This window comes from Streptomyces sp. NPDC005202 (assembly GCF_040608235.1).
In the GTDB taxonomy this organism is placed as follows: Bacteria; Actinomycetota; Actinomycetes; order Streptomycetales; family Streptomycetaceae; genus Streptomyces.
Genome location: NZ_JBEXHW010000039.1, coordinates 1 through 21,168, shown reverse-complemented (window position 1 = coordinate 21,168; position 21,168 = coordinate 1). Strand labels below are relative to the sequence as shown.

The following is a 21,168-nucleotide window of genomic DNA, read 5'->3' as shown; positions in this document are numbered from 1 at the left end:
TCGTACGTCGCACCGGTCGAAGTTGCCGTACTGCTCATCGCCCTGCTGATCATTGCGCTCAACCGCTGGCGGGTCTGCGGCGCAGCGCCAGGTCTCCGTCCGCCACACCCGCCGCCAGCCGCCGGGCAAGGGTGTCCAGCGCCTCCAGTTGCCGCCGCACTTCCGCGCGCTGCCGGCCCGTCTCGGCCAGGATGGCCTCCAGCTCGGCGATCTCCTCAGGCGGGAGTTCTGGCAGGTCCATGTCCCGCACGCTCACCCTGCGCACCAGGGAACCGCTGCCGCGCTGCTGGTTGCGTGGGGCGGCGAGCAGCTGGGCCAGTGGTTGCGGGCGCATCCACAGGTCCTCGGGGCGCATCTGCCTCTGTCCGGCAAGTTCCGTCAGGTACTTCCGGTACGCCACGATCCGCAGTCCCTGAACCGGTGCCAGCAGTACGCATCCGCCCGCGTCGTCCACGCGTGTGCGTACCCCGTGCTCGGTGAGCAGGAAGACATCTCCCCGCTCGGTCGTCACCGCCTGCGGGTACTGAGCGAGGTCCTCCAGAGCGATCCGACGCTGCCCGAGGGGCAGCGCCCCGAGCATCTCCTCCCGGCCGACGACCATCAGGCCGGCGTCCCCGATGTCCGACTCGCGGATGCGGTGCCCGGCCAGCAGCCTGAGCTGGCCGGCCCTCAGGTACTCACCGACCTTGCGGTGCGCCACCTCACCGTTCGCGGGACGCCTGGCGACCCCGAGATTGCCGATCCACTCCTTCAGCTGGGGCAGAACGACGGCCACCTCACGTCGCGCGTCCAGCGTCGCCGAGAAATGGTCGAGGCCCTGTTCCTTCGAGGCAAGCCGGTGCGCCGGCAGAACCGAGCGACCGTCGAGAAGGGCTTCTGCCCTCGGTCCGGCGGCAGACACAGGAAAGTACCCGGCCTCCTCGTCCACCGGCGACCGTCCGGTGTCCAGCACCTCGGCGACGTACGTCGTCCATGTACCGCCGACACGACGGGCGATCCGGTCGGCGTCGACCAGCAGCACCCTGCCCTGGTCCTCCGGTGCCGCGTCACTGCGCAGCACGAGCAGCGCGTGCTCCGCGCCCGTGCGGAACGGGTGGATCCGGCGCGGCAGTTGGATGATCGCTGTCACCGCGTCGCGGCTCAGCAGCTCCTCGCGCATCCGCGCACTCGGTGTCGGCATCGTGCCGCGTGGCCGGCTCAGGGTCCAGGACGGTACGACGACAAGGCCACGGCCGCCGGGGTTCAACCGGTTCACGGCCTCAAGGGCCCAGCCGAGCGGCCCGCCCTCGTCGAGCTCCCGCTCCCCGGCGGCGTAGGGCGGATCGGCAAGGACGAGATCGGCGGACGGGATTCCCCAGGGGTGTTCCGGATCCAGGTCGAACTCACGCTGCTCCCAGGGACGCAGCGTGTCGAGTTCCTCGGCGCGGGCGCAGATGTCCACGGCTGTGCAGTAGTGCGCGAAGAGCCGGTAGAGGAGGAGTTTGCGGCGCAGCGAATCGGGCTCCACCGCGACGATGCCCCCGCGTCCGCGGATGCTGTCGAGGGCGAACAACAGCTCACCGACGCCAGCGCACAGGTTGATCACCGACGGGTGGTCCGGACCGGATGACACGAGTCCCACCGGACCGGCCAGCGTGCTGATCAGCTCCGCCACCGCGGGTGGCGTCGTGTCCATCGTCAGGTCCGACTCCAGCCGCTCGGCCAGACGCAGCACGGTGTCGGCGGCAGCACCCGTCGAGCCGAGTTCCTCGACGAGCTCCCGCACGGCGCGGGCAACGCGGGGATCCGCGTTCTCCGCGTCCTCCAGCAGTTGCCCCGGCAGGGCCTCCGGGTGCCAGTCACCGCCCTCGCCCGCCATGGCGCAGACGGCGAGCGCGTCGACGATGAGCCGGTCCGCGGATCCCAGCTCGTGGCGCAGTGCCACCAGCCCGCGCAGCCGCAACCCACGCCGGAACCGGTCACCGTAGGTGGGGATGGCGCCGTCCTTGCCGGGCTCCGCGTCCGGGATCGGCCGTAGGTCCAGCCAGGACGCCACGTCCTCGGCGTCGAAGAGAGGCCTGCTGTCGCTGCCCCCCACGGGGTCGGGGAACGGCAGGCGCCGGTCGCCGCTCGCCTGAAGGACGTCCTTGGCGAACCTGCGCCGCCAGTTGCTGACGGTGGGCCGGCCGACCTCGGCGAGCTCCTTGATTTCGCCCAGCGAAACCAGCGATGACGGTGAACGCGCTCCGTCCGTCGACGTTTGCTTCATCGCCCTCTCACAACCTCACCGGCTCACGCCCGGACAGCACACCACTCCTGCGGGCCAGTACCTCGGGCACCTGACTGTGCTTCTCGTGCCGCTCAGCCATCGGGGCGGACAGGTGGCGCAGCAAGGCGACCGCCGTACGGAAGTCCTGGTCGAGGTGCCGGTGAAAGATGCGCTCCTGGTGCGCGATGCGGTTGCGCAGGGTGCGCATGCGGTCGAACTGCCCGTGCAGGGCTTCCCGACCGCCGCGGTGCTCACGGAAGAGGTGCCTGAGTGAGGGGTTCCAGTACTTCATCTCGTAGTTGCCGCCTCGTCCCCCCTTGCCGAGCAAACTGATCCAGAAACCGAATGACAGCTGAGCCACTACGTCACATGCCTCGTAGGTACGCCTGCGCCTGGCCAGCTTCTCCTCCGCGGCCTGGATCTCCTCCCGCCCGTACCAGTTGGGCTCGGCGCGCCGTACGTTCCACCAGTCCGGCTGGCCGTATCGGCCTCCGAGCTGCCGGTGAACCCTGTTCCGCAGGCTTACTTCCAGGTCGCGCAGCGGGCTCTGCAGGGCGCGCGCCACCTCCGAATCCCAGGCGTACAGGCGCATGGCCCGTGCCTGGTCGCCTCCGCACTCGTCCAGGAAGGGCTGGAACCTCTCGGCGGAGATGGCCTCGATTAAGCGCGCGTCCTCACCCTGTGTCATCATCGCTCTCTTTCGCGCTACGACACCGCGTGATAGTGTCGTCGTCGTAAGCCTTGGAGTCCTGTCACCGCATCGCACACAGCCCAGGGCAGAGCCTGGTTGTTCGCCCCCGAGTCCGCCCGCCCAGTTCAGGCGGACTCGGGGGCACAACTGCCTCTAGGGCAGGGTTGGTTGAGCCGGCATCACCTCGACTGCGGCGCCCACGAACCACAGTAGTAGTCCCTGCGACACGTGGTCAACGGCGTCAAGATTGACAGTTCCGAGAAGCCCCCTTCTCAAGAGTTCTTGGCAACGGATGTACGTCTGAAAACCCAGATTCCTCCGCCTGTCCGCGCCCACAGGAACGCCCCGCCGTCTCCTGCACGGGACGGCGGGGCGTGCGAGGCGTACCTCATGGCAGACCGCGGAGCGTGGCTACGTCGTCGACCGACGCCGCCGCGCCCCCGGACGCCGCTCACTCGGCCGCGTCACCGGATCCCCGGCCTCAAGCGCCGCAACCCGCCGCCTCCGCCCGAAGTCGGCCAGCGCCTCCGCCAGCTTGTGGACCGACGGTTCCGGAGCCATGACGTCGACCCGCAGGCCGTGCTCCTCGGCGGTCTTCGCGGTCGCCGGGCCGATGCACGCGATCACCGTCACGTTGTGCGGCTTGCCGGCGATGCCGACCAGGTTCCGCACGGTCGACGACGAGGTGAACAGCACCGCGTCGAAGCCGCCGCCCTTGATCGCCTCGCGGGTCTCCGCCGGGGGCGGCGAGGCGCGGACGGTCCGGTAGGCCGTGACGTCGTCGACCTCCCAGCCCAGCTCGATGAGCCCGGCGACCAGAGTCTCCGTGGCAATGTCCGCCCGCGGCAGGAACACCCGGTCGATCGGGTCGAAGACGGGGTCGTACGGCGGCCAGTCCTCCAGCAGGCCCGCAGCGGACTGCTCACCCGACGGAACCAGGTCCGGCTTCACGCCGAAGGCGATGAGCGCCTTGGCCGTCTGCTCGCCGACCGCGGCGACCTTGATGCCGGCGAAGGCGCGCGCGTCGAGCCCGTACTCCTCGAACTTCTCCCGGACGGCCTTGACCGCGTTGACCGAGGTGAACGCGATCCACTCGTACCGGCCGGTCACCAGGCCCTTGACCGCCCGCTCCATCTGCTGGGGCGTCCGCGGCGGTTCGACGGCGATCGTCGGCACCTCGTGCGGCACGGCCCCGTAGGACCGCAGCTGGTCGGAGAGCGACGCCGCCTGCTCCTTCGTGCGCGGCACGAGCACCTTCCAGCCGAACAGCGGCTTGGACTCGAACCACGACAGCTGGTCGCGCTGCGCGGCGGCGGAACGCTCACCGACCACGGCTATCACCGGTCGGCCGCCCTCCGGGGAGGGCAGCACCTTCGCCTGCTTCAGCGTCTGCGCGATCGTGCCGAGGGTGGCGGTCCACGTCCGCTGACGCGTGGTCGTACCGGCGATCGTGACCGTCAGCGGGGTGTCCGGCTTGCGGCCGGCCGCCACCAGCTCACCGGCCGCCGCGGCGACCGAATCCAGCGTGGTCGACACGACGACCGTGCCGTCGGAGGCGCCGACCTCGGTCCAGCAGCGGTCGGAGGCGGTACGGGCGTCCACGAACCGCACGTCGGTGCCGTGGGCGTCACGCAGCGGCACACCGGCGTACGCGGGCACGCCGACGGCGGTCGCGATGCCGGGGACGACCTCGAAGGGCACGCCCGCGGCGGCGCAGGCGAGCATTTCCTCGGCGGCGTACGCATCCAGTCCGGGGTCCCCGGACACCGCACGGACGACCCGCCTGCCGCCCCGCGCAGCCTCCATGACAAGATGTGCGGCATCCCGCACAGCGGGGACAGCAGCGGTTGTTGACGTGCCGTCAACGACCATTAGTTGAGGCGTGCCCGTGCCCGGAACCGGGTCCGACGAAGGATCCGCGTCCGTGTGCACGACGGCGACGCCCTGCCTGGCGTGCTTGCGTACGACCTCGAGCACCTCGTGCTCGGCAACGAGGACGTCCGCGTTCGCCAGCGCCTCGACGGCGCGCAGTGTCAGCAGTCCCGGATCTCCGGGTCCGGCACCCAGGAAGGTGACGTGCCCGTGTTCCGGACCGGCGGGAAGGGTGGTGGGGCTCAATGTGCTCGCTCCCCCATCAGACCGGCCGCGCCCTGGGCAAGCATCTCGGTGGCGAGTTCGCGACCGAGCGTCATTGCCTGGTCGTACGTCCGGGGCACGGGACCGGTGGTGGACAGCTGCACCAGCGTGGTGCCGTCGGTCGTGCCGACGACGCCCCGCAGGCGCATTTCCTTGACAATCTGCCCGTCGGCCAACAGGTCGGCCAGCGCGCCCACAGGGGCGCTGCAACCGGCCTCCAGGGCGGCGAGCAGTGACCGCTCGGCCGTGACGGCGGCCCGCGTGAACGGGTCGTCGAGCTCGGCGAGCGCGGCGATCAGCGCAGCGTCTTGGGCGGTGTTCCCCGCCCTGCATTCGATCGCCAGGGCCCCCTGGCCGGGGGCGGGCAAAACCGTGTCGACCGACAGGAAGTCGGTCGCCTCGTCGATGCGGCCGATCCGGTTCAGTCCGGCGGCGGCCAGCACGACGGCATCGAGTTCGCCGCTGCGCACGAAACCTATCCGCGTGTCGACGTTCCCCCGGATCGGGACCGTCTCGATGTCCAGCCCGTGGCTGCGCGCGTACGCGTTCAGCTGCGCCATGCGGCGCGGCGAACCCGTGCCGATGCGGGCACCGCGGGGCAGGTCGGTGAACTTGAGGGCGTCCCGGGCGACGATCACGTCGCGCGGGTCCTCGCGTACCGGTACGGCGGCCAGGACCAGGTCCTCGGGCTGCGCGGTGGGCAGGTCCTTCAGCGAATGAACCGCGAAGTCGACCTCACCCCTCAGCAGCGCGTCGCGCAGCGCCGTGACGAACACTCCCGTGCCACCGATCTGGGCGAGGTGCTCGCGGGAGGTGTCGCCGTAGGTGGTGATCTCGACGAGCTCGACGGGCCGTCCGGTCACCTGGCTCACGGCGTCCGCGACCTGCCCGGACTGGGCCATGGCGAGCTTGCTGCGCCTGGTCCCGAGCCTCAGTGCCTTGGTACTCATGCTGGCCCTCGGTTCTTGGCGTTCTCGGTGCTGTCCTCGGCGCGGGAGACGGAGGCCACCGTCCCGGGGCCGAGGTCGAACAGGGTGCGCAGCGCGTCCGCGTACCCGGCGCCGCCGGGCTCGGCCGCGAGCTGCTTGACCCGTACGGTCGGCGCGTGCAGCAGCTTGTCGACGACGCGCCGCACGGTCTGGGTGATCTCCGCCCGGTGCTTGTCGTCGAGGCCGGGCAGCCGCCCCTCCAGGCGGGCGATCTCGCTGGCGACGACATCGGCGGCCATGCTGCGCAGGGCGACGACGGTGGGCGTGATGTGCGCCGCCCGCTGGGCCGCCCCGAAGGCCGCGACCTCGTCGGAGACGATGCGCCGCACCTGGTCGACGTCGGCCGCCATCGGCGCGTCCGCGGAGGCCTCGGCGAGGGACTCGATGTCCACCAGGCGGACCCCGGCCAGCCGGTGCACGGCCGCGTCGACGTCGCGGGGCATGGCGAGGTCGAGGACGAAGAGGACCGGCTCGGGCCGCGGGATCTCGGCGACCGGCTCGGGCTTCCGGCGCTCGGGGATCCGGCCGACGGTGGCCACGGTCGCGGCGAGCGCGGCGATCAGCTCGGCGTCGACCTCGACGCTGCGGCGGGCCTCCCCCACTGCCTTGACGGCGCGGGAGGTGCCGCCGTCGCGACGGTCGACGGTGCCGTTGTCGACCCAGGTGGCGTGCTGCTCCAGGGTCGCCGCGTCCATACCGGCGACGGCGGACTCGCCCATCAGGGAGAAGCCGGGCTGCACGGCGGACAGGTCGAGCGGCCAGCCCTCTTCGGCGCCGACGCTGGTGGGCGGCAGCGGGGTGTCGCGTATGTCGGTCTTCGCCGCCGTACGGCGGTCCCCGGCGCCCTCGCTGCGACGGTCGCCGTCGAGTTCCGCGGCGGGCTCGCCGGTCCGGCCCTCCACCGCGGCGGCGATGGACTCGGCCGTCAGGACGACGCCCGTCGCGCCGGTACAGGAGACGGCGACGTCGGCACGTGTCAGCTCGACCGGCACCGCGTCCATCGGGACCGCGCGGGCCAGCACGTCCGTGTCATCGCCCTCGGTGAGGATCTGCGCGAGGCGCTCGGCGCGGTCGTAGGTACGGTTGGCGACGACGATCTCGGCGACCCCGGCGCGCGCGAGCGTGGCCGCGGCCAGCGAGGACATCGAGCCGGCGCCTATCACCAGGGCCTTCTTGCCCCGGGCCCACTCCAGGACGTCCGCGCCCGCGGACAGCTGCTCCAGGCCGAAGGTGACCAGGGACTGCCCGGCGCGGTCGATGCCGGTCTCGGAGTGGGCGCGCTTGCCGACCCGCAGCGCCTGCTGGAACAGGTCGTTCAGCAGCCGTCCGGCGGTGTGCAGTTCCTGGGCCTTGGCCAGGGAGTCCTTTATCTGGCCGAGGATCTGGCCCTCGCCGACGACCATCGAGTCCAGGCCGCAGGCCACGGAGAACAGGTGGTGGACGGCCCGGTCCTCGTAGTGCACGTACAGGTAGGGGGTGAGCTCCTCCAGGCCGACCCCGCCGTGCTGGGCGAGCAGCGTGGACAGCTCGGCGACACCGGCGTGGAACTTGTCCACGTCGGCGTACAGCTCGATGCGGTTGCAGGTGGCCAGCACGGCGGCCTCGGTGGCCGGTTCGGCGGCGACGGTGTCCTGCAGCAGCTTGATCTGGGCGTCCGCGTTCAGCGAGACCCGCTCCAGGACGCTGACCGGGGCGCTGCGGTGGCTCAGTCCGACGACGAGGAGACTCATGCCGGCATCACGGCGGGGACGTCCCCGTCGGGCCCCTGGTCGGCGGACTCCTTGCGGGTGGCGGCGGTCGGCAGCGCGCCGTCGGTGGCGGCGGTCGGCAGCGCGCCGTCGGTGGCGGCGGTCGGCAGCGCGCCGTCGGTGGCGGCCTCCTCGCCGGCCTTGCGCTGCTCGTGGAAGGCGAGGATCTGCAGCTCGATGGAGAGGTCGACCTTGCGCACGTCGACGCCGTCCGGGACGTTCAGCACGGTTGGCGCGAAGTTCAGGATGGAGGTGACACCGGCGGCCACGAGCCGGTCGGCAACCTGCTGGGCCGCGCCCGCGGGGGTCGCAATCACGCCAATCGAGACGCCGTTGTCCTGGATGATCTTCTCCAGGTTTTCGGTGTGCTGGACGGGGATGCCGGCGACGGGCTTCCCGGTCATCGCGGGGTCGGCGTCAATGAGGGCGGCGACCCGGAAGCCGCGGGAGGCGAAACCGCCGTAGTTGGCGAGGGCGGCGCCGAGGTTACCGATACCGACGATCACAACCGGCCAGTCCTGGGTCAGGCCCAGTTCGCGGGAGATCTGGTACACGAGATACTCGACGTCGTAGCCGACGCCCCGGGTCCCGTAGGAGCCGAGGTAGGAGAAGTCCTTGCGCAGCTTGGCGGAGTTGACCCCCGCCGCGGCGGCCAGCTCCTCGGAGGAAACCGTGGGTACCGAGCGCTCCGACAGCGCGGTCAGGGCTCGGAGGTACAGCGGAAGCCTGGCGACGGTGGCCTCGGGAATCCCTCGGCTACGGGTCGCCGGTCGGTGAGTACGGCCAGTTGCCACGGTGCTCCTGCGGGTTGAGCGGGGCTGCAGGCGGTCACACGTCCCCAGACCGCCCCGTCGAAAGCAGGCTATGTCTTTGTGAACGCGTGCACAAAGATGGTGTCCGATTTGCCCGGCCAACGTGACCGGGGTCACGCGCCCCCGGCGCATCCGTATGGAACCGGCGCACCGGCACCAGCGTTCCTTCCTAGTTGGGGGCAAAGCCGCACACTCTCCTCTACGATCCCCGCCCCCGAGACCAACGCGCCATCGATCCTAAGCGACTTTCCGGCCAGTTGGACTACTCGGTCAGTCGGTGAGCGCCTTGCGCAGCCGGTCCTCGTTCACGCGCCAGAAGGTGTGCTGGGCGCCGTCGACGAGGACGACGGGGATCTGCTCCCAGTACTGGTCGTGCAGTTCCGGATCCTGGGTGATGTCCTTCTGCTCCCAGGGGACGCCCAGGTCGGCGCACACCTTCTCCACGACGAGCTGGGCGTCGTCGCACAGATGACAGCCGGGCTTGCGGATGAGGGTGACGAGCCGGTCCTGGGGGGCGGGGGGCTTACGACGGAAGATGGGACTCATGTCGGCCATTCTCGCGCCGCTGCGGGCGCAGGGAACCCCGCCCGCGCGACCTGCGACGCGAGAGCCCGGCCTGCCCGGCCTGCGCGCGCCGACGCGCCGAGCGCACGACTTCCTTAACGATACGGTCGCGGAGAGTTCACAGCCTTCCAACCTCGCGACTCCGGGAACCACCGAACAACTGGCTATGCTCACGCCATGGCCGCTCTCGGATGGCTCACTCCCCGTAGGCGCTCCGCCACGGCGCGGAGCGTGTTGGCAGGCGAGGCCTCGGCGGAGGCAGCGCGCAAGTCCTCGCAGGAACAGCAGGGCCAGGACGTGCCGGCGTCCTCGGAGGAGGAACCGGAGTTCCCGGTACACGGGGACGACAAGGCCGCCGCCTTCTTCGACCTGGACAACACCGTGATGCAGGGCGCCGCGCTGTTCCACTTCGGCCGGGGCCTGTACAAGCGGAAGTTCTTCGAGACGCGTGACCTCGCCAAGTTCGCCTGGCAGCAGGCGTGGTTCCGGCTGGCCGGGGTCGAGGATCCCGAGCACATGCAGGACGCGCGCGACTCGGCGCTGTCGATCGTGAAGGGGCACCGGGTCTCGGAGCTGAAGTCGATCGGCGAGGAGATCTACGACGAGTACATGGCCGAGCGGATCTGGCCGGGCACGCGGGCGCTGGCGCAGGCACACCTGGACGCGGGCCAGAAGGTGTGGCTCGTGACGGCGGCGCCGGTGGAGATCGCGCAGGTGATTGCGCGCCGGCTGGGGCTGACCGGAGCGCTGGGCACGGTGGCCGAATCGGTCGACGGCGTCTACACGGGCCGACTGGTCGGCGAGCCGCTGCACGGGCCGGCCAAGGCGGAGGCGGTGCGTGCGCTGGCGGCGGCGGAGGGGCTGGACCTGTCCCGCTGCGCCGCGTACAGCGACTCGCACAACGACATCCCCATGCTGTCGCTGGTGGGGCACCCCTACGCCATCAACCCCGACGCCAAGCTCCGCCGGCACGCCCGCGCCATGGACTGGCGCCTGCGCGACTACCGGACGGGGCGCAAGGCCGCGAAGGTCGGCATCCCGGCTGCGGCAGGCGTCGGCGCCGTTGCCGGTGGCACGGCGGCGGCAATCGCACTGCACCGGCGTCGCCGGTAACGCACGCCTGTTGGCGGCGGTTGGACCCGCGCACCTACGGGTGCGCCGCGGGGCGGGGCACCCACGGGTGCGCCGTAAAGCCGGGCACCCACGGGTGCGCCGTGGAGCCGGGGCCGTGGTGGTGCGTCGAGCCCGCCGCCGGACGGGCGTACGACTGCCCGCTGCCACCGTTGCCTTCTTGGCTAGGACGAAGTACGCGGGGCGCTGCGAGGCACCCATACGTTCCCCTTGGCCGTACACCGCCACAACACATCCCCGACCCACTCGAAATCCGGACTGGATCGATCAACAAGTGGTCACTCTGCGACGCTTGATTGAGCGTCAATCGGTTACGGAAGCGACGTAATCGATGATTTGAGCAACTGGGTGTAGCAGTGCCTGTACGAAGCGTTATTGTTCCTCAGACGCAAACCGGTACCCCTTCGTCGCTACGACGGGTGAACGGTTCCGCACTGCACGTGATGGAAGCTCTGCCTCTGGGAGTCCCGTGTACCCACACGTCGGGGTTGACGCCTCGGGCCTGGCTACGCTCCGCGCAACGGTCCTGGACCTGTTGCGCGGCCTCGTCCCCACCGCGTACGCCGGCCCCGCATTCGCCACCGCCGCACCCCTAGGCCCGTGCTACGCGCTGGCCGACGGTGTGGAGCAGGTGCCGGCGCGCAGCGCCGTCGTCGAGGGGCGGCGGTCGGGTGACGGGCGGGCGGTCGGCAGACGAGGGCGCCCGCCCGCCGCGGCCACCGCCCGCCGTCCGGCCGCGGACAGCGACAGCGCCCGGATGATGGACCTCGTGGAGCGCGCCCAGGCCGGCGAAGCCGACGCCTTCGGCCGCCTCTACGACCAGTACAGCGACACCGTGTACCGGTACATCTACTACCGGGTGGGGGGTAAGGCGACCGCCGAGGACCTCACCAGCGAGACCTTTCTGCGCGCCCTGCGGCGGATCGGTACCTTCACCTGGCAGGGGCGTGACTTCGGCGCCTGGCTGGTCACCATCGCCCGCAACCTCGTCGCGGACCACTTCAAGTCGAGCCGCTTCCGGCTCGAGGTCACCACCGGTGAGATGCTCGACGCCAACGAGGTCGAGCGGTCGCCCGAGGACTCCGTGCTGGAGTCCCTGTCCAACGCCGCCCTGCTCGACGCCGTACGGCGGCTCAACCCCCAGCAGCAGGAGTGCGTGACGCTCCGCTTCCTGCAGGGCCTCTCCGTCGCGGAGACGGCCCGTGTGATGGGCAAGAACGAGGGCGCCATCAAGACCCTCCAGTACCGGGCCGTGCGCACTCTCGCCCGGCTGCTCCCGGACGACGCGCGCTGACCCGCACACGCTCAGCGACGCCCAACTCACGGTCAGTCAAAGCCCGTTGACTTCCTGACCTGATCATCCGTCGTCCGTAACCCAAGTGCCAAGCCGCTCGTTGTGCGGGATACAGGCTCCCTGTGGTCACGTCCTGGCCGACCCCGATCACTCGATCGTGCGGAAGCGGTCGTGGGCGTGCAACCCTAAGGCCCCCTGGGGAGTCGACCGTCATGACGAGAGGAGGTGCCGCCAGTGATCGCGAACGTATCGGCGCACCGGCGGGCGAACGCCTTCGCCCAGGCCCTGGAGGAGCTGTCCGACCAGGGCACGGCGGCCGAGCAGTCCGAAGGACCGGCACCGGCCCCGGCTGCTGCGGCACAGACCGAGCAGGGCCGTCTGTTGGCCCTCGCCACCGGTCTCGGCGCGCTGCCCCGGCCAGAGCTGGATCCCGAGGTCAAGGCCGTCCAGCGGGCGCAACTGATGGCCGCGATGGAGGCCATGCTGCAGGAGGACACCGCGGGACGCGAGGCGGCGGACCGTTCGGTGCCCGAGCAGCGTTCCCATCGGGCCCGGGGCGCCCACCGGGCGAGTCCCCTGAGGAAGCTGCGACCGCGCACGCGGCTGACCAAGGGCCTGGCCGTCGGCGGGCTAGGCGTCGGTGTGGCCGCGGGAGCCTTCGGCGGAGTGGCCGCTGCCAGCTCCGACGCCCTGCCCGGTGACTCGCTGTACGGCCTCAAGCGCGGCATCGAGGACTTCAAGCTCAACTACCTGACCGACGGCGCCGACGAGCAGGGCCAGGCCTACCTCGACCAGGCCTCCACCCGCCTGAGCGAGGCCCGCCGGCTCCTGGAGCAGGGCCGCGGCGGCGACCTCGACCACGAGTCCGTCGGCGAGATCCGCCGTACCCTGTCCGGCATGCAGCACGACGCCTCCGAGGGCCACCGCCTGCTGCACGAGGCGTACGAGCGCGACCCCGAGTCCCTGGGGCCCATCCAGGCCCTCTCCACCTTCTCCCGGTCCCACCGGGAGGCCTGGGGCGCGCTGCGCGACAGGCTGCCCCTGCAACTCGGTGACGTCAGTGACCAGGTCTCGTCGGTGTTCGACGCCATAGACGAAGAGGTCGCCCCGCTGCAGTCGCTGCTTCCCCAGCCCCCGGCCCAGGGCGGCGGCAACGGCAAGCGGCACGGCTCCGACCCGGCGTCGCCCGGCAGCTCCTCCGGCTCCGGCCGCTCCGCCCAGCCCAGCACCGGCAGCGGCTCCACCTCCGGCAGCCACCACTCCGGCAGCGGCAGCCCCAGCACATCGGCCGGCTCCGGCAACGAGGGTGGCGGGCTGATCGGCGGCAGCACCGGCGGCCTGCTCGACCCTCCGAAGGCCAGCGGCAGCGCCTCGCCGTCCACGAGCAAGCCGCCCTCCAGCGGGGCGGACGTGACGATCCCGCCGCTGCTCCCGGGCCTGCTGCCCGGCCTCGGCATCAACGGGGAGAACACGAACTAGGCCAGAACTAGGCCAGAACTAGGCCTACGACGACGGGGGGCGCCCCTCTCACCAGGGGCGCCCCCGTCGTCGTACCGCGGAAAAGGGCCGTAGGACCGACCAGCAGGAGGTCAGAAGAAGACCGAGCGGCGCTGCACCAGCAGCTTGTACAGCGTGTGCTGGATCTGCTCGCGGACCTGGTCGGTCAGGTTGAACATCAGCATCGGGTCCTCGGCCGCCTCCGGCGGATAGCCGTCCGTCGGGATCGGCTCGCCGAACTGGATCGTCCACTTCGTCGGCAGCGGGATGGCGCCCAGCGGGCCCAGCCACGGGAAGGTGGGCGTGAGCGGGAAGTACGGGAAGCCCAGCAGGCGCGCGAGGGTCTTGGCGTTGCCGATCATCGGGTAGATCTCCTCGGCCCCGACGATCGAGCAGGGGATGATCGGAGTGCCGTGGCGCAGGGCGGTGGAGACGAAGCCGCCACGGCCGAAGCGCTGGAGCTTGTAGCGCTCGCTGAAGGGCTTGCCGATGCCCTTGAAGCCCTCCGGCATGACCCCGACCAGTTCGCCCTGTCCCAGGAGCCGCTCGGCGTCCTCGGCACAGGCGAGGGTGTGGCCCAGCTTGCGGGCGAGTTCGTTGACCACCGGCAGCACGAAGACCAGGTCGGCCGCGAGCAGCCGCAGGTGGCGGCCGGCCGGATGGTGGTCGTGGATGGCGACCTGCATCATCAGGCCGTCCAGCGGCAGCGTGCCGGAGTGGTTGGCGACGATCAGGGCGCCGCCCTCCTTCGGGACGTTCTCGACGCCCTTCACATCGACCCGGAAGTACTTCTCGTACAGCGGGCGCAGCAGGGACATCAGGACCTGGTCGGTGAGCTCGGCGTCGTAACCGAAGTCGTCGACCTCGTAGTCCCCGGTGAGGCGGCGGCGCAGGAACGCCAGGCCGCTCGCGATGCGCCGTTCCAGCCCGCCGTCGCCCTGCGGCTTGGCAAGCGGCTCTTCCTCACGGGTCACGGGAACATCATCCTGCACGGGTGCCCTGGTATGCAGGGGCTGGACCTCACGGACCACCGCGGGCTCGCCGCCGGGACTGCGCTGGCTCCCCGTGCTCCGGCGCCGCGGCGACCGCTGTACGGCGCTCCCGCGGGACCGGTCGTCGTCGAACGGAATGACCTTGGCGTCCGCCATCGTTGCTGCGCTCCTCAGTTGGCGCTCTGCGTCGGGAGGTGGCCGCTGCCCCTGAGGGACAGCGCGGCGATCCGGTCGACGGCCCCCGCAAGGGCCTCCGGCGGCAGGAGTCCGGGGCCGCGGCTGCGGGCGAAGTCCGCGAAGGTCTCCGCGGTGGTGTACTTCGGTGCGAAGCCCAGCGTCTCGCGCATCTGGTCCGTCGCCACGACCCGGCCGTGGGTGAGCAGCCGGATCTGCTCGGGTGAGAAGTCCGTCATGCCCAGGGTACGCATCAGCGAGCCCGCCCAGGTGACCGCGGGCAGCAGCAGCGGCACCGTGGGGCGGCCGAGCCGCCGCGAGCACTGGGAGAGCAGCAGCACCCCGTCGCCGGCGATGTTGAAGGTTCCGCTGTTGAGCGTGCCACGGCGCGGCTCCTGCGAGGCGATCCGCAGCACCTCGATCACGTCGTCCTCGTGCACGAACTGCAGCCGCGGGTCGTAGCCGAACACCGTCGGCAGGACGGGCAGCGAGAAGTACGAGGCGAGCGGCGAGTCCGCGGCCGGCCCGAGGATGTTGGCGAACCTGAGCACGCACACGGCGACGTCCGGCCGCCGCCGCGCGAAGCCCCGTACGTACCCCTCGACCTCGACCGTGTCCTTGGCGAAGCCGCCACTGGGCAGGGACTTGGGCGGCATGGTCTCGGTGAACACGGCCGGGTCCCGGGGCGCCGACCCGTAGACGTTGGTGCTGGACTTCACCACCAGCCGCTTGACGCTCGGGGACTTCTGGCAGGCACCGAGCAGCTGCATGGTGCCGATGACGTTGGTCTCCTTGACGGTGGCCCGACTGCCGCTGCCCAGCGGGGTGCCCGTCACGTCCATGTGGACGACCGTGTCGGCGGACGCCTCGGCGAGCACGCGCGCGATGGTGGCCTGCCGGATGTCCGCCTGGATGAAGTCGGCACCGCCCAGATGGTGCTCGGGCCGCACCGCGTCCACCGCGACGACCCGGTCCACCTGTGGGTCACGCTGGATCCGTCGTACGAACCGGCCCGCGAGCTGACGGGCCACTCCGGTCACGAGCACGACCTGTCCCAAGATCAGCGCCTTCCTTCCAGCACCTGGTATCCCGCCGCGTTCCCCCGTGTACGGCCAACCTATCGGGTAGATGTTGCGCTGTGATGACCGCCCGATGCACGAAGTAACGACACGCACGTACGTACGAACACACCACGCCATCCGTCGCCAGGGTTCGTACGACGGGACACGACACCCGGTGGGGGGCCGGACAAGCATGTGGCCCCCCACCGGGTGTGGTGGGGGGCCACAGACGCGCTCTCGCGATGTCGCGTACCTCGTAGCGACTGGCGTCACTACTTCTTGTTGCGACGCTGGACGCGGGTGCGCTTGAGCAGCTTGCGGTGCTTCTTCTTGGCCATCCGCTTGCGCCGCTTCTTGATAACAGAGCCCACGACTACCCTCGCTCACTTCTCATAACTCGGTTGTTTGGGCGCCATGGGCCCACACGACCTACGAGGGGCTAGCCTACCCGCCCGAGCGCCGAGGTCGTAATCGAGGGGTACCGAGGGGATCCGGAAGTGCCCTGGACGGATCCCCCGGCGTCGTCGTCAGGCGGTTTCCACCCCCACGTAGCTCTCGCGAAGGTACTCGTGAACCGCTTGCTCCGGGACGCGGAACGACCGTCCCACCCGGATCGCGGGCAGATGACCGCTGTGCACCAGCCGGTACACGGTCATCTTCGACACTCGCATCACCGAGGCGACTTCCGCCACGGTGAGGAACTGAACCTCGTTCAGAGGCCTCTCGCCAGCTGCAGCCATGACACACCTGAACCTTCCGCACTCGACGGCCACCGGCTTCCCCTTCCGGTGACTCTTCGTCGCTGCGTGCTCACTCCCCAGACTAGGGGCGGGTGATGCGAGTGGGGAAGAGGTGCACCCATCGGCGGCCTACTGTGACAGACACGCTCGATTGAGTACGTAGCGGGTAAGCGGGCGGTAGTAATCGGGCCGCACGGCGTCATCAAGTGGAACGACGACGGACACGCGCCCCTCTGCCTCACCGACGAAGAGCGCGGGGTCGTCCGTATCGGCCAGCCCCATCGCCTCGAACCCCAGCTGACCTGCTCCGCAGACCCACCCGTGGTCCCCGATCACCAGCTCGGGCAGCGGGCCGCCGGCGTCTGCGGCCGCGGCCAGGGCGAGGCGAACCGGGAGCGGTGAATGCGTGTGTGCGCCGGGCTCACAACCGGGGCGAGGCTCGCCGGGTGGCCGCACCAGCGCGACTCCTCGTACGTAGTCGAGGTTGTACGTGCGTAGACCGAACCGGGTCGTTATGTCGACACAGCGACCCTGCGCCGGGGTGAGGACGGTACATCCCGCCGCCGACAGCGCGTCGGCCAAGGCGGCGTAGAAACCGAGCAGCCGGTGCGGGTGGCCGGTGCCGAGCAGCACAGGGGTGCCGCGCTGGGCGGCTGCGGCGAGCCGCTCCGCGAAGGCGTCCAGAGCGGCCAGAGTCAGCTCCGGATCAATCACATCATGGCCAGAGATGTGCCATGGGTCGGCCGACACTCCACATTTCTCCGCCATCAGTTCGATCAAATCCCGCTGTCCCCACGCCTGTTCGGGATCGATCCCGATCAGCACGCGGGGGTCGCGAGCCGCGAACAGCCGATAACTGCGCAGGCTCACCTCCCGCGAGGTGGCCACGGTCCCAGCCAGACGAGCGGCCACCAGATGGGCGCGCAGGGCTGCGGTGCTCAACACGGGAGCGATGGTGGCGGACGGGGGCCCAAGGCGTCACGAAAACACGGGAACACCGCACAGTTGGCCTAAGGCCTGCTGAGCTCCTCACCCACCCTGCGCCAACAGCCCTACGCCAACAGCCCTACGCCAACAGCCCCCGCAACGGAAACACCGCCCGCCGGGTGTCCAGGATCGCCTGGTCCAACCGGTCGGCCGGGTCGTACCCCGCCTCCCACTCGGCCCAGGACACCGGCCACCGCCCGTCCGTCATCCGCAGCGGCGCCAACTCCCGTGTCCGCGCGAACACTTCCTGTCGCCAGCTCTCGGGGATCACCGTCTCCGGCTCCACCGGCCGCCCCGCCGCGATGGCCACCAGATGCGTCCAGGACCGCGGTACGACCTCCACCACCGCGTAACCGCCCCCGCCCAGCGCGACCCACCGCCCGTCGGCGTACTCGTGCGCCAGGTCGTGGCAGGCCACCTGCACCGCCCGCTGTGCGTCCAACGACACCGCCAGGTGCGCGAGCGGGTCCTCGAAGTGCGTGTCGGCCCCGTGCTGCGTCACCAGCACCTGCGGCCGGAAGTCGGCGATCAGCTCCGGCACCACGGCATGGAAGGCCCGCAGCCACCCCGCGTCCGCGGTCCCCGCCGGCAGCGCCACGTTCACGGCCGACCCCTCCGCGGACTCGGCCCCCGTCTCCCCCGGCCACCCCGTCTGCGGGAACAGCGTCCGGGGATGCTCGTGCAGCGAGATCGTCAGCACCCGCGGATCCTCCCAGAACGCCGCCTGCACCCCGTCCCCGTGGTGCACGTCGACGTCGACATAGGCGACCCGCTCCGCGCCGAGCTCCAGCAGCCGCGCGATCGCCAGCGCGGCGTCGTTGTAGACGCAGAACCCCGACGCCGACCCCGGCATCGCATGGTGCAGCCCACCCGCGAAGTTCACCGCGTGCAGCGCGTCCCCGTGCCACACGGCCTCCGCCGCCCCCACCGACTGTCCGGCGATCAGCGCGGACACCTCGTGCATCCCGGCGAACGCGGGATCGTCCAGCGTCCCCAGCCCGTACGACGACCCGTTCGCCGACCCCGGATCCGCCGACGCGGCCTTCACCGCCTCGATGTAGTCCTCCCGGTGGACGAGCCGCAGCGTCGACTCCCCGGCCGGCTTGGCCGCGACCACGTGCGCCTCGCGGTCGAGCCCGAAGGCGCCGACCAGTTTCCAGGTCAGGGCCAGCCGGACCGGATCCATCGGATGGTCCGGGCCGAAGTCATAGCCCGTTACCGCCTCGTCCCACATCAGCTGTGCGCGGCCGCTCATGACCGCCACCGTATCGGTCCGGTTGAGGAGCGAACGAACGGGCGTACACCAACGTCACCAGCACCAACGCCATCGGCACCAGCATCGCCCCGCGATAGCTCCAGGCGTCGCCGAGCGCCCCCACCAACGGGGAGCCGACCAGAAACCCCACGTAGTTGAAGATGTTGAGCCGCGCGATGGCCGCGTCCGACGCCCCCGGGCCGTAATTTTCAAAAGCGTGCCGCCCGGCCGCCGCGAAGGTCTGCGGCACCAGCACACACAGCCCCAGCCCCAGCAGAGTGAACCCGAGCATCCCGGCCCACGCCTCCGGCGCCCCGGCCACCACCGCGAACCCCAGCGCCGCCACCAGCGCGCCCAGCCGTACCACGGCCGCGGCCCCGAACCGCCGTACCCCGAAGTCACCGATGGCCCGCCCCAGCAGCGTGGTCACCATGTAGACGTTGTACGGCACGGTCGCCAGCTGCTCGGAGCTGCCCAGCACGTCCTGGAGGTACTTCGCGCTCCAGTTGGAGACGGTCGAGTCCCCGATGTAGGCGAACGTCATCACCAGGCACAGCGGCAGCAGCAGCTTGAAGACGACGGTCCCGGTCTCGCCCGCCTCCCGGTCGGGTACGGCGGTGGTGGCATCGCCGTCCACGTACCACCGGCTCCCCACAAACGTCGCCGGCAGCAGCACCAGCACGACCGGCAGATACGACACGAACAGCGCCAGATGCCAGTGCGCCCCCACCCAGGCCAGCGAGGCGCCCACGATCCCGCCCAGGCTGTAGGCGGCGTGGAAGCTGAGCATGATGCTGCGGCCGTACGTCCGCTGCAGGCTCACCCCGAGCATGTTCATCGACGCGTCCAGCGCACCGACAGCCAGCCCGAAGGCGGCGAGCGCGGCACCCAGCCCGGCGACCCGGTCGCCGGCCCCGACACCGAGCAACGCCAGGAGCACGACCGGCTGGGACCAGCGCAGCAGCCGGCTGGGCCGTACTCGCTTCACCAGCTGCTCGGTCGTCACACTGCCGACCCCGGCGAGGATCGGGACGGCGGCCAGGAAGGCGGGCAGCAGCGCGTCCGAGACCCCGTAACGGTCCTGGATGGCCGGGATGCGCGTCACGAGCTGCGCGAAGGCGGCGCCCTGGGCGAAGAAGCTGAACGCCAACGAGGCCCTGCCGCGCCGCAGCACATCAGTCATGGCGGCGAGCGTAGGGCCCCGGGCTACCCGTGGGTAGATCCAGCCAAAGGTGAATTCGGCTCAGTTTCAGCGGGCTTTACCGGGCGAGGACGAGCTCGCGTTCCGCGGACCCGGCCGCCTTCACCTCGGCTGCGAGCAGGCGCTCCATGGGCACGGAGGCGAGACCACCGCTGACCAGGAAACCGAGCACCATCGCGCCGATCATGAAGACCGAGCCGAGCCAGACCATGGTGTCCACCGGCAGGGTGTAGGCGCCCACGATCCGCGCGACGCACTCGCCGACCAGCACCACGCCCCAGACGACCGAGAAGACCCGCTCCGCCCTCCGGAAGGCCGCCGCCCCGGAGGCGGACCCGGACCCGGACTGGAGCCGCTGCCAGGCGGCCTCCTTGGTCGCGTCGCCCTTCACCAGGAAGGGCTTGACGGCCGCGGTCATCATCGGCTTCCCGAGCGCCACGGAGACCAGGATGCCGATCCCGACCGTGCTGCTGACCGCGCTGTCCTTGACGAGCATCAGCCGCGGATCGCCGGAGACGAAGCTGAGCAGCAGCCCGACGACGTTCACGACGAGGATGAGCAGGGCGAGTCCGTTGGTCTGCCGCTCCCTGACCGCGCTCCACACGGTCCGCACGGCCGGCACCACGCTGCTCCAGGCGAGCGCCGCGAAGGTGCTCATCCCGAACCCGTCCTTGAGCAGGTAGTACGAGCCGAGCGGCACCGCCACGTCCACGAACAGCGGCGCGAAGTTGGCACGCATGCTCTGGCCGTTGCTCCGACCCTGGGAGACCGTGTTCGTCGTCATGCCCTCAGCTTCGCCGCCAAGAGGGGTCCGCCAGTAGAAACGATCGTCCGGAGCTCCGCATGACAAATGTCAGTGCCGTGCCGATGGCCCGGGTCACACCAGCAGGTCAGTCAACTCTCCCATGTGGGAAAAGAGTTGGGTGGCCCCCGCGAGCCGGTCCGCGGGCGTCATGGCGCTGAACCCGTACACGTCCATCCCGGCCGCGACGGCGGCCTGTACGCCCAACGGAGAGTCCTCGACGACGACGCACCGCTCCGGCGCGACACCCATTCGCTCGGCGGCGTACAGGAACAGGTCCGGCGCCGGCTTCCCCCGCCCCACGTCCTGCGAACTGAAAATCCGCGTCTCGTCGAACCACCGGTCCAACCCGGTCGTCCGATGCCCCACCCGGATCCGCTCATGGCTGCCCGACGACGCGACACAGTACGGCGTCCCATCCGCGGCCAGCTTCTCCAGTACGTCGACGACGCCCGCCACCGGCTTCAACTCCTGCTGGAATGCGGCGAAGACGCGGGTGTGGAAGACGTCGTCGAAGTCGTCCGGCAGCCGCTTCCCCGTGCGCTCAAGGATGAGGTCGTGGATCCGGTGCATCGCCGACCCCATGTAGTCGCGTATGGAGTCCTCGTACGAGGTGGGGTGCCCCAGCTCGGTGAGATAGGCGGCGAGAAGCCGATTGGAGATGGGCTCGCTGTCGACGAGAACGCCGTCGTTGTCGAAGATGACGAGGTCGTAGCGCATGACTCGACCCTAAACGCAGAAAACCCCCGTACCCAATGGCACGGGGGTTTTCTCAAGATTTGTTCGGCGGCGTCCTACTCTCCCACAGAGTCCCCCCTGCAGTACCATCGGCGCTGTAAGGCTTAG

The 21,168-nt window shown here is 70.5% G+C and carries 19 protein-coding genes; 3 read left to right on the top strand and 16 right to left on the bottom strand.

Going from position 1 to position 21,168, the window contains the following annotated elements; genetic code table 11:
* Positions 1-58: 58 nt before the first annotated feature.
* From ABZV31_RS33420 to ABZV31_RS33390, 7 genes are all read right to left on the bottom strand, one after another.
* Positions 59-2,248 carry an N-6 DNA methylase gene (locus tag ABZV31_RS33420; protein WP_355900615.1) on the bottom strand — a complete coding sequence of 730 codons (2,190 nt, stop codon included), beginning with the start codon at positions 2,246-2,248 and terminating at the stop codon, positions 59-61.
* Between the two features lie 7 nt (positions 2,249-2,255).
* Positions 2,256-2,939, bottom strand: a complete 684-nt coding sequence (locus tag ABZV31_RS33415) for a hypothetical protein (protein ID WP_355900614.1) — start codon at positions 2,937-2,939, stop codon at positions 2,256-2,258.
* 411 nt (positions 2,940-3,350) lie between these two features.
* Positions 3,351-5,057, bottom strand: a complete 1,707-nt coding sequence (locus ABZV31_RS33410) for a uroporphyrinogen-III synthase (RefSeq protein ID WP_355900613.1) — start codon at positions 5,055-5,057, stop codon at positions 3,351-3,353.
* A complete protein-coding gene (gene hemC, locus ABZV31_RS33405; protein WP_355900612.1) occupies positions 5,054-6,025 on the bottom strand; it encodes a hydroxymethylbilane synthase in 972 nt (323 codons plus the stop codon). Before hemC ends, ABZV31_RS33410 begins: the two co-directional genes overlap by 4 nt.
* Complete coding sequence (locus ABZV31_RS33400; protein WP_355900611.1) at positions 6,022-7,794, bottom strand: glutamyl-tRNA reductase; 1,773 nt, start codon at positions 7,792-7,794, stop codon at positions 6,022-6,024. Before ABZV31_RS33400 ends, hemC begins: the two co-directional genes overlap by 4 nt.
* Entirely contained in the window at positions 7,791-8,606 is an 816-nt protein-coding gene (locus ABZV31_RS33395; protein ID WP_355900610.1) for a redox-sensing transcriptional repressor Rex, read from the bottom strand. The genes ABZV31_RS33400 and ABZV31_RS33395 overlap by 4 nt, the downstream gene beginning before the upstream one ends.
* 288 nt (positions 8,607-8,894) lie before the next feature.
* Positions 8,895-9,179 (bottom strand): glutaredoxin family protein, encoded by a 285-nt coding sequence (locus ABZV31_RS33390; RefSeq protein WP_355900609.1) that lies wholly within the window; start codon positions 9,177-9,179, stop codon positions 8,895-8,897.
* 186 nt (positions 9,180-9,365) lie between these two features.
* Here ABZV31_RS33390 and ABZV31_RS33385 point away from each other — a divergent pair, with 186 nt between their 5' ends.
* From ABZV31_RS33385 to ABZV31_RS33375, 3 genes are all read left to right on the top strand, one after another.
* Entirely contained in the window at positions 9,366-10,301 is a 936-nt protein-coding gene (locus tag ABZV31_RS33385) for an HAD-IB family hydrolase (protein WP_355900608.1), read from the top strand.
* A 487-nt stretch (positions 10,302-10,788) separates the two neighbouring features.
* A complete protein-coding gene (locus tag ABZV31_RS33380; protein WP_355900607.1) occupies positions 10,789-11,613 on the top strand; it encodes an ECF subfamily RNA polymerase sigma factor, BldN family in 825 nt (274 codons plus the stop codon).
* Between the two features lie 234 nt (positions 11,614-11,847).
* The gene (locus ABZV31_RS33375) at positions 11,848-13,092 is read left to right on the top strand and encodes a DUF5667 domain-containing protein (RefSeq protein WP_355900606.1); all 1,245 of its coding nucleotides are present in this window, start codon (positions 11,848-11,850) and stop codon (positions 13,090-13,092) included.
* A 110-nt stretch (positions 13,093-13,202) separates the two neighbouring features.
* Here ABZV31_RS33375 and ABZV31_RS33370 read toward each other — a convergent pair whose 3' ends face one another.
* The 9 genes from ABZV31_RS33370 to ABZV31_RS33330 form a co-directional block, all read right to left on the bottom strand.
* Positions 13,203-14,258 carry a lysophospholipid acyltransferase family protein gene (locus tag ABZV31_RS33370; protein ID WP_355900605.1) on the bottom strand — a complete coding sequence of 352 codons (1,056 nt, stop codon included), beginning with the start codon at positions 14,256-14,258 and terminating at the stop codon, positions 13,203-13,205.
* 14 nt (positions 14,259-14,272) lie between these two features.
* Complete coding sequence (locus tag ABZV31_RS33365; protein ID WP_355900604.1) at positions 14,273-15,334, bottom strand: NAD-dependent epimerase/dehydratase family protein; 1,062 nt, start codon at positions 15,332-15,334, stop codon at positions 14,273-14,275.
* Between the two features lie 275 nt (positions 15,335-15,609).
* Positions 15,610-15,708: an AURKAIP1/COX24 domain-containing protein gene (locus ABZV31_RS33360; protein WP_003948845.1), complete on the bottom strand. Its 99-nt coding sequence runs from the start codon at positions 15,706-15,708 to the stop codon at positions 15,610-15,612.
* Between the two features lie 156 nt (positions 15,709-15,864).
* Entirely contained in the window at positions 15,865-16,077 is a 213-nt protein-coding gene (locus ABZV31_RS33355) for a helix-turn-helix domain-containing protein (RefSeq protein WP_004984898.1), read from the bottom strand.
* A gap of 129 nt (positions 16,078-16,206) precedes the next feature.
* Entirely contained in the window at positions 16,207-17,022 is an 816-nt protein-coding gene (locus ABZV31_RS33350) for a phosphatase (protein ID WP_355900603.1), read from the bottom strand.
* A 121-nt stretch (positions 17,023-17,143) separates the two neighbouring features.
* Complete coding sequence (locus ABZV31_RS33345; protein WP_355900602.1) at positions 17,144-18,319, bottom strand: acetoin utilization protein AcuC; 1,176 nt, start codon at positions 18,317-18,319, stop codon at positions 17,144-17,146.
* Positions 18,270-19,502, bottom strand: a complete 1,233-nt coding sequence (locus tag ABZV31_RS33340; RefSeq protein ID WP_355900601.1) for an MFS transporter — start codon at positions 19,500-19,502, stop codon at positions 18,270-18,272. Before ABZV31_RS33340 ends, ABZV31_RS33345 begins: the two co-directional genes overlap by 50 nt.
* A 76-nt stretch (positions 19,503-19,578) precedes the next feature.
* Positions 19,579-20,304 (bottom strand): VC0807 family protein, encoded by a 726-nt coding sequence (locus ABZV31_RS33335; RefSeq protein WP_355900600.1) that lies wholly within the window; start codon positions 20,302-20,304, stop codon positions 19,579-19,581.
* Between the two features lie 93 nt (positions 20,305-20,397).
* Positions 20,398-21,042, bottom strand: coding sequence for an HAD family hydrolase (locus tag ABZV31_RS33330; protein WP_355900599.1), 645 nt, complete (start codon positions 21,040-21,042; stop codon positions 20,398-20,400).
* Positions 21,043-21,168 lie beyond the last annotated feature (126 nt).

Bases quoted from the DNA above. Each gene is read 5' to 3' on its own strand.
- ABZV31_RS33390 (WP_355900609.1), bottom strand. From the start codon at position 9,179: ATGGCCGACATGAGTCCCATCTTCCGTCGTAAGCCCCCCGCCCCCCAG.
- ABZV31_RS33420 (WP_355900615.1), bottom strand. From the start codon at position 2,248: ATGAAGCAAACGTCGACGGACGGAGCGCGTTCACCGTCATCGCTGGTT.
- ABZV31_RS33335 (WP_355900600.1), bottom strand. From the start codon at position 20,304: ATGACGACGAACACGGTCTCCCAGGGTCGGAGCAACGGCCAGAGCATG.
- ABZV31_RS33400 (WP_355900611.1), bottom strand. From the start codon at position 7,794: ATGAGTCTCCTCGTCGTCGGACTGAGCCACCGCAGCGCCCCGGTCAGC.
- hemC (WP_355900612.1), bottom strand. From the start codon at position 6,025: ATGAGTACCAAGGCACTGAGGCTCGGGACCAGGCGCAGCAAGCTCGCC.
- ABZV31_RS33340 (WP_355900601.1), bottom strand. From the start codon at position 19,502: ATGACTGATGTGCTGCGGCGCGGCAGGGCCTCGTTGGCGTTCAGCTTC.
- ABZV31_RS33355 (WP_004984898.1), bottom strand. From the start codon at position 16,077: ATGGCTGCAGCTGGCGAGAGGCCTCTGAACGAGGTTCAGTTCCTCACC.
- ABZV31_RS33330 (WP_355900599.1), bottom strand. From the start codon at position 21,042: ATGCGCTACGACCTCGTCATCTTCGACAACGACGGCGTTCTCGTCGAC.
- ABZV31_RS33415 (WP_355900614.1), bottom strand. From the start codon at position 2,939: ATGATGACACAGGGTGAGGACGCGCGCTTAATCGAGGCCATCTCCGCC.
- ABZV31_RS33345 (WP_355900602.1), bottom strand. From the start codon at position 18,319: ATGAGCGGCCGCGCACAGCTGATGTGGGACGAGGCGGTAACGGGCTAT.
- ABZV31_RS33370 (WP_355900605.1), bottom strand. From the start codon at position 14,258: ATGGCGGACGCCAAGGTCATTCCGTTCGACGACGACCGGTCCCGCGGG.
- ABZV31_RS33385 (WP_355900608.1), top strand. From the start codon at position 9,366: ATGGCCGCTCTCGGATGGCTCACTCCCCGTAGGCGCTCCGCCACGGCG.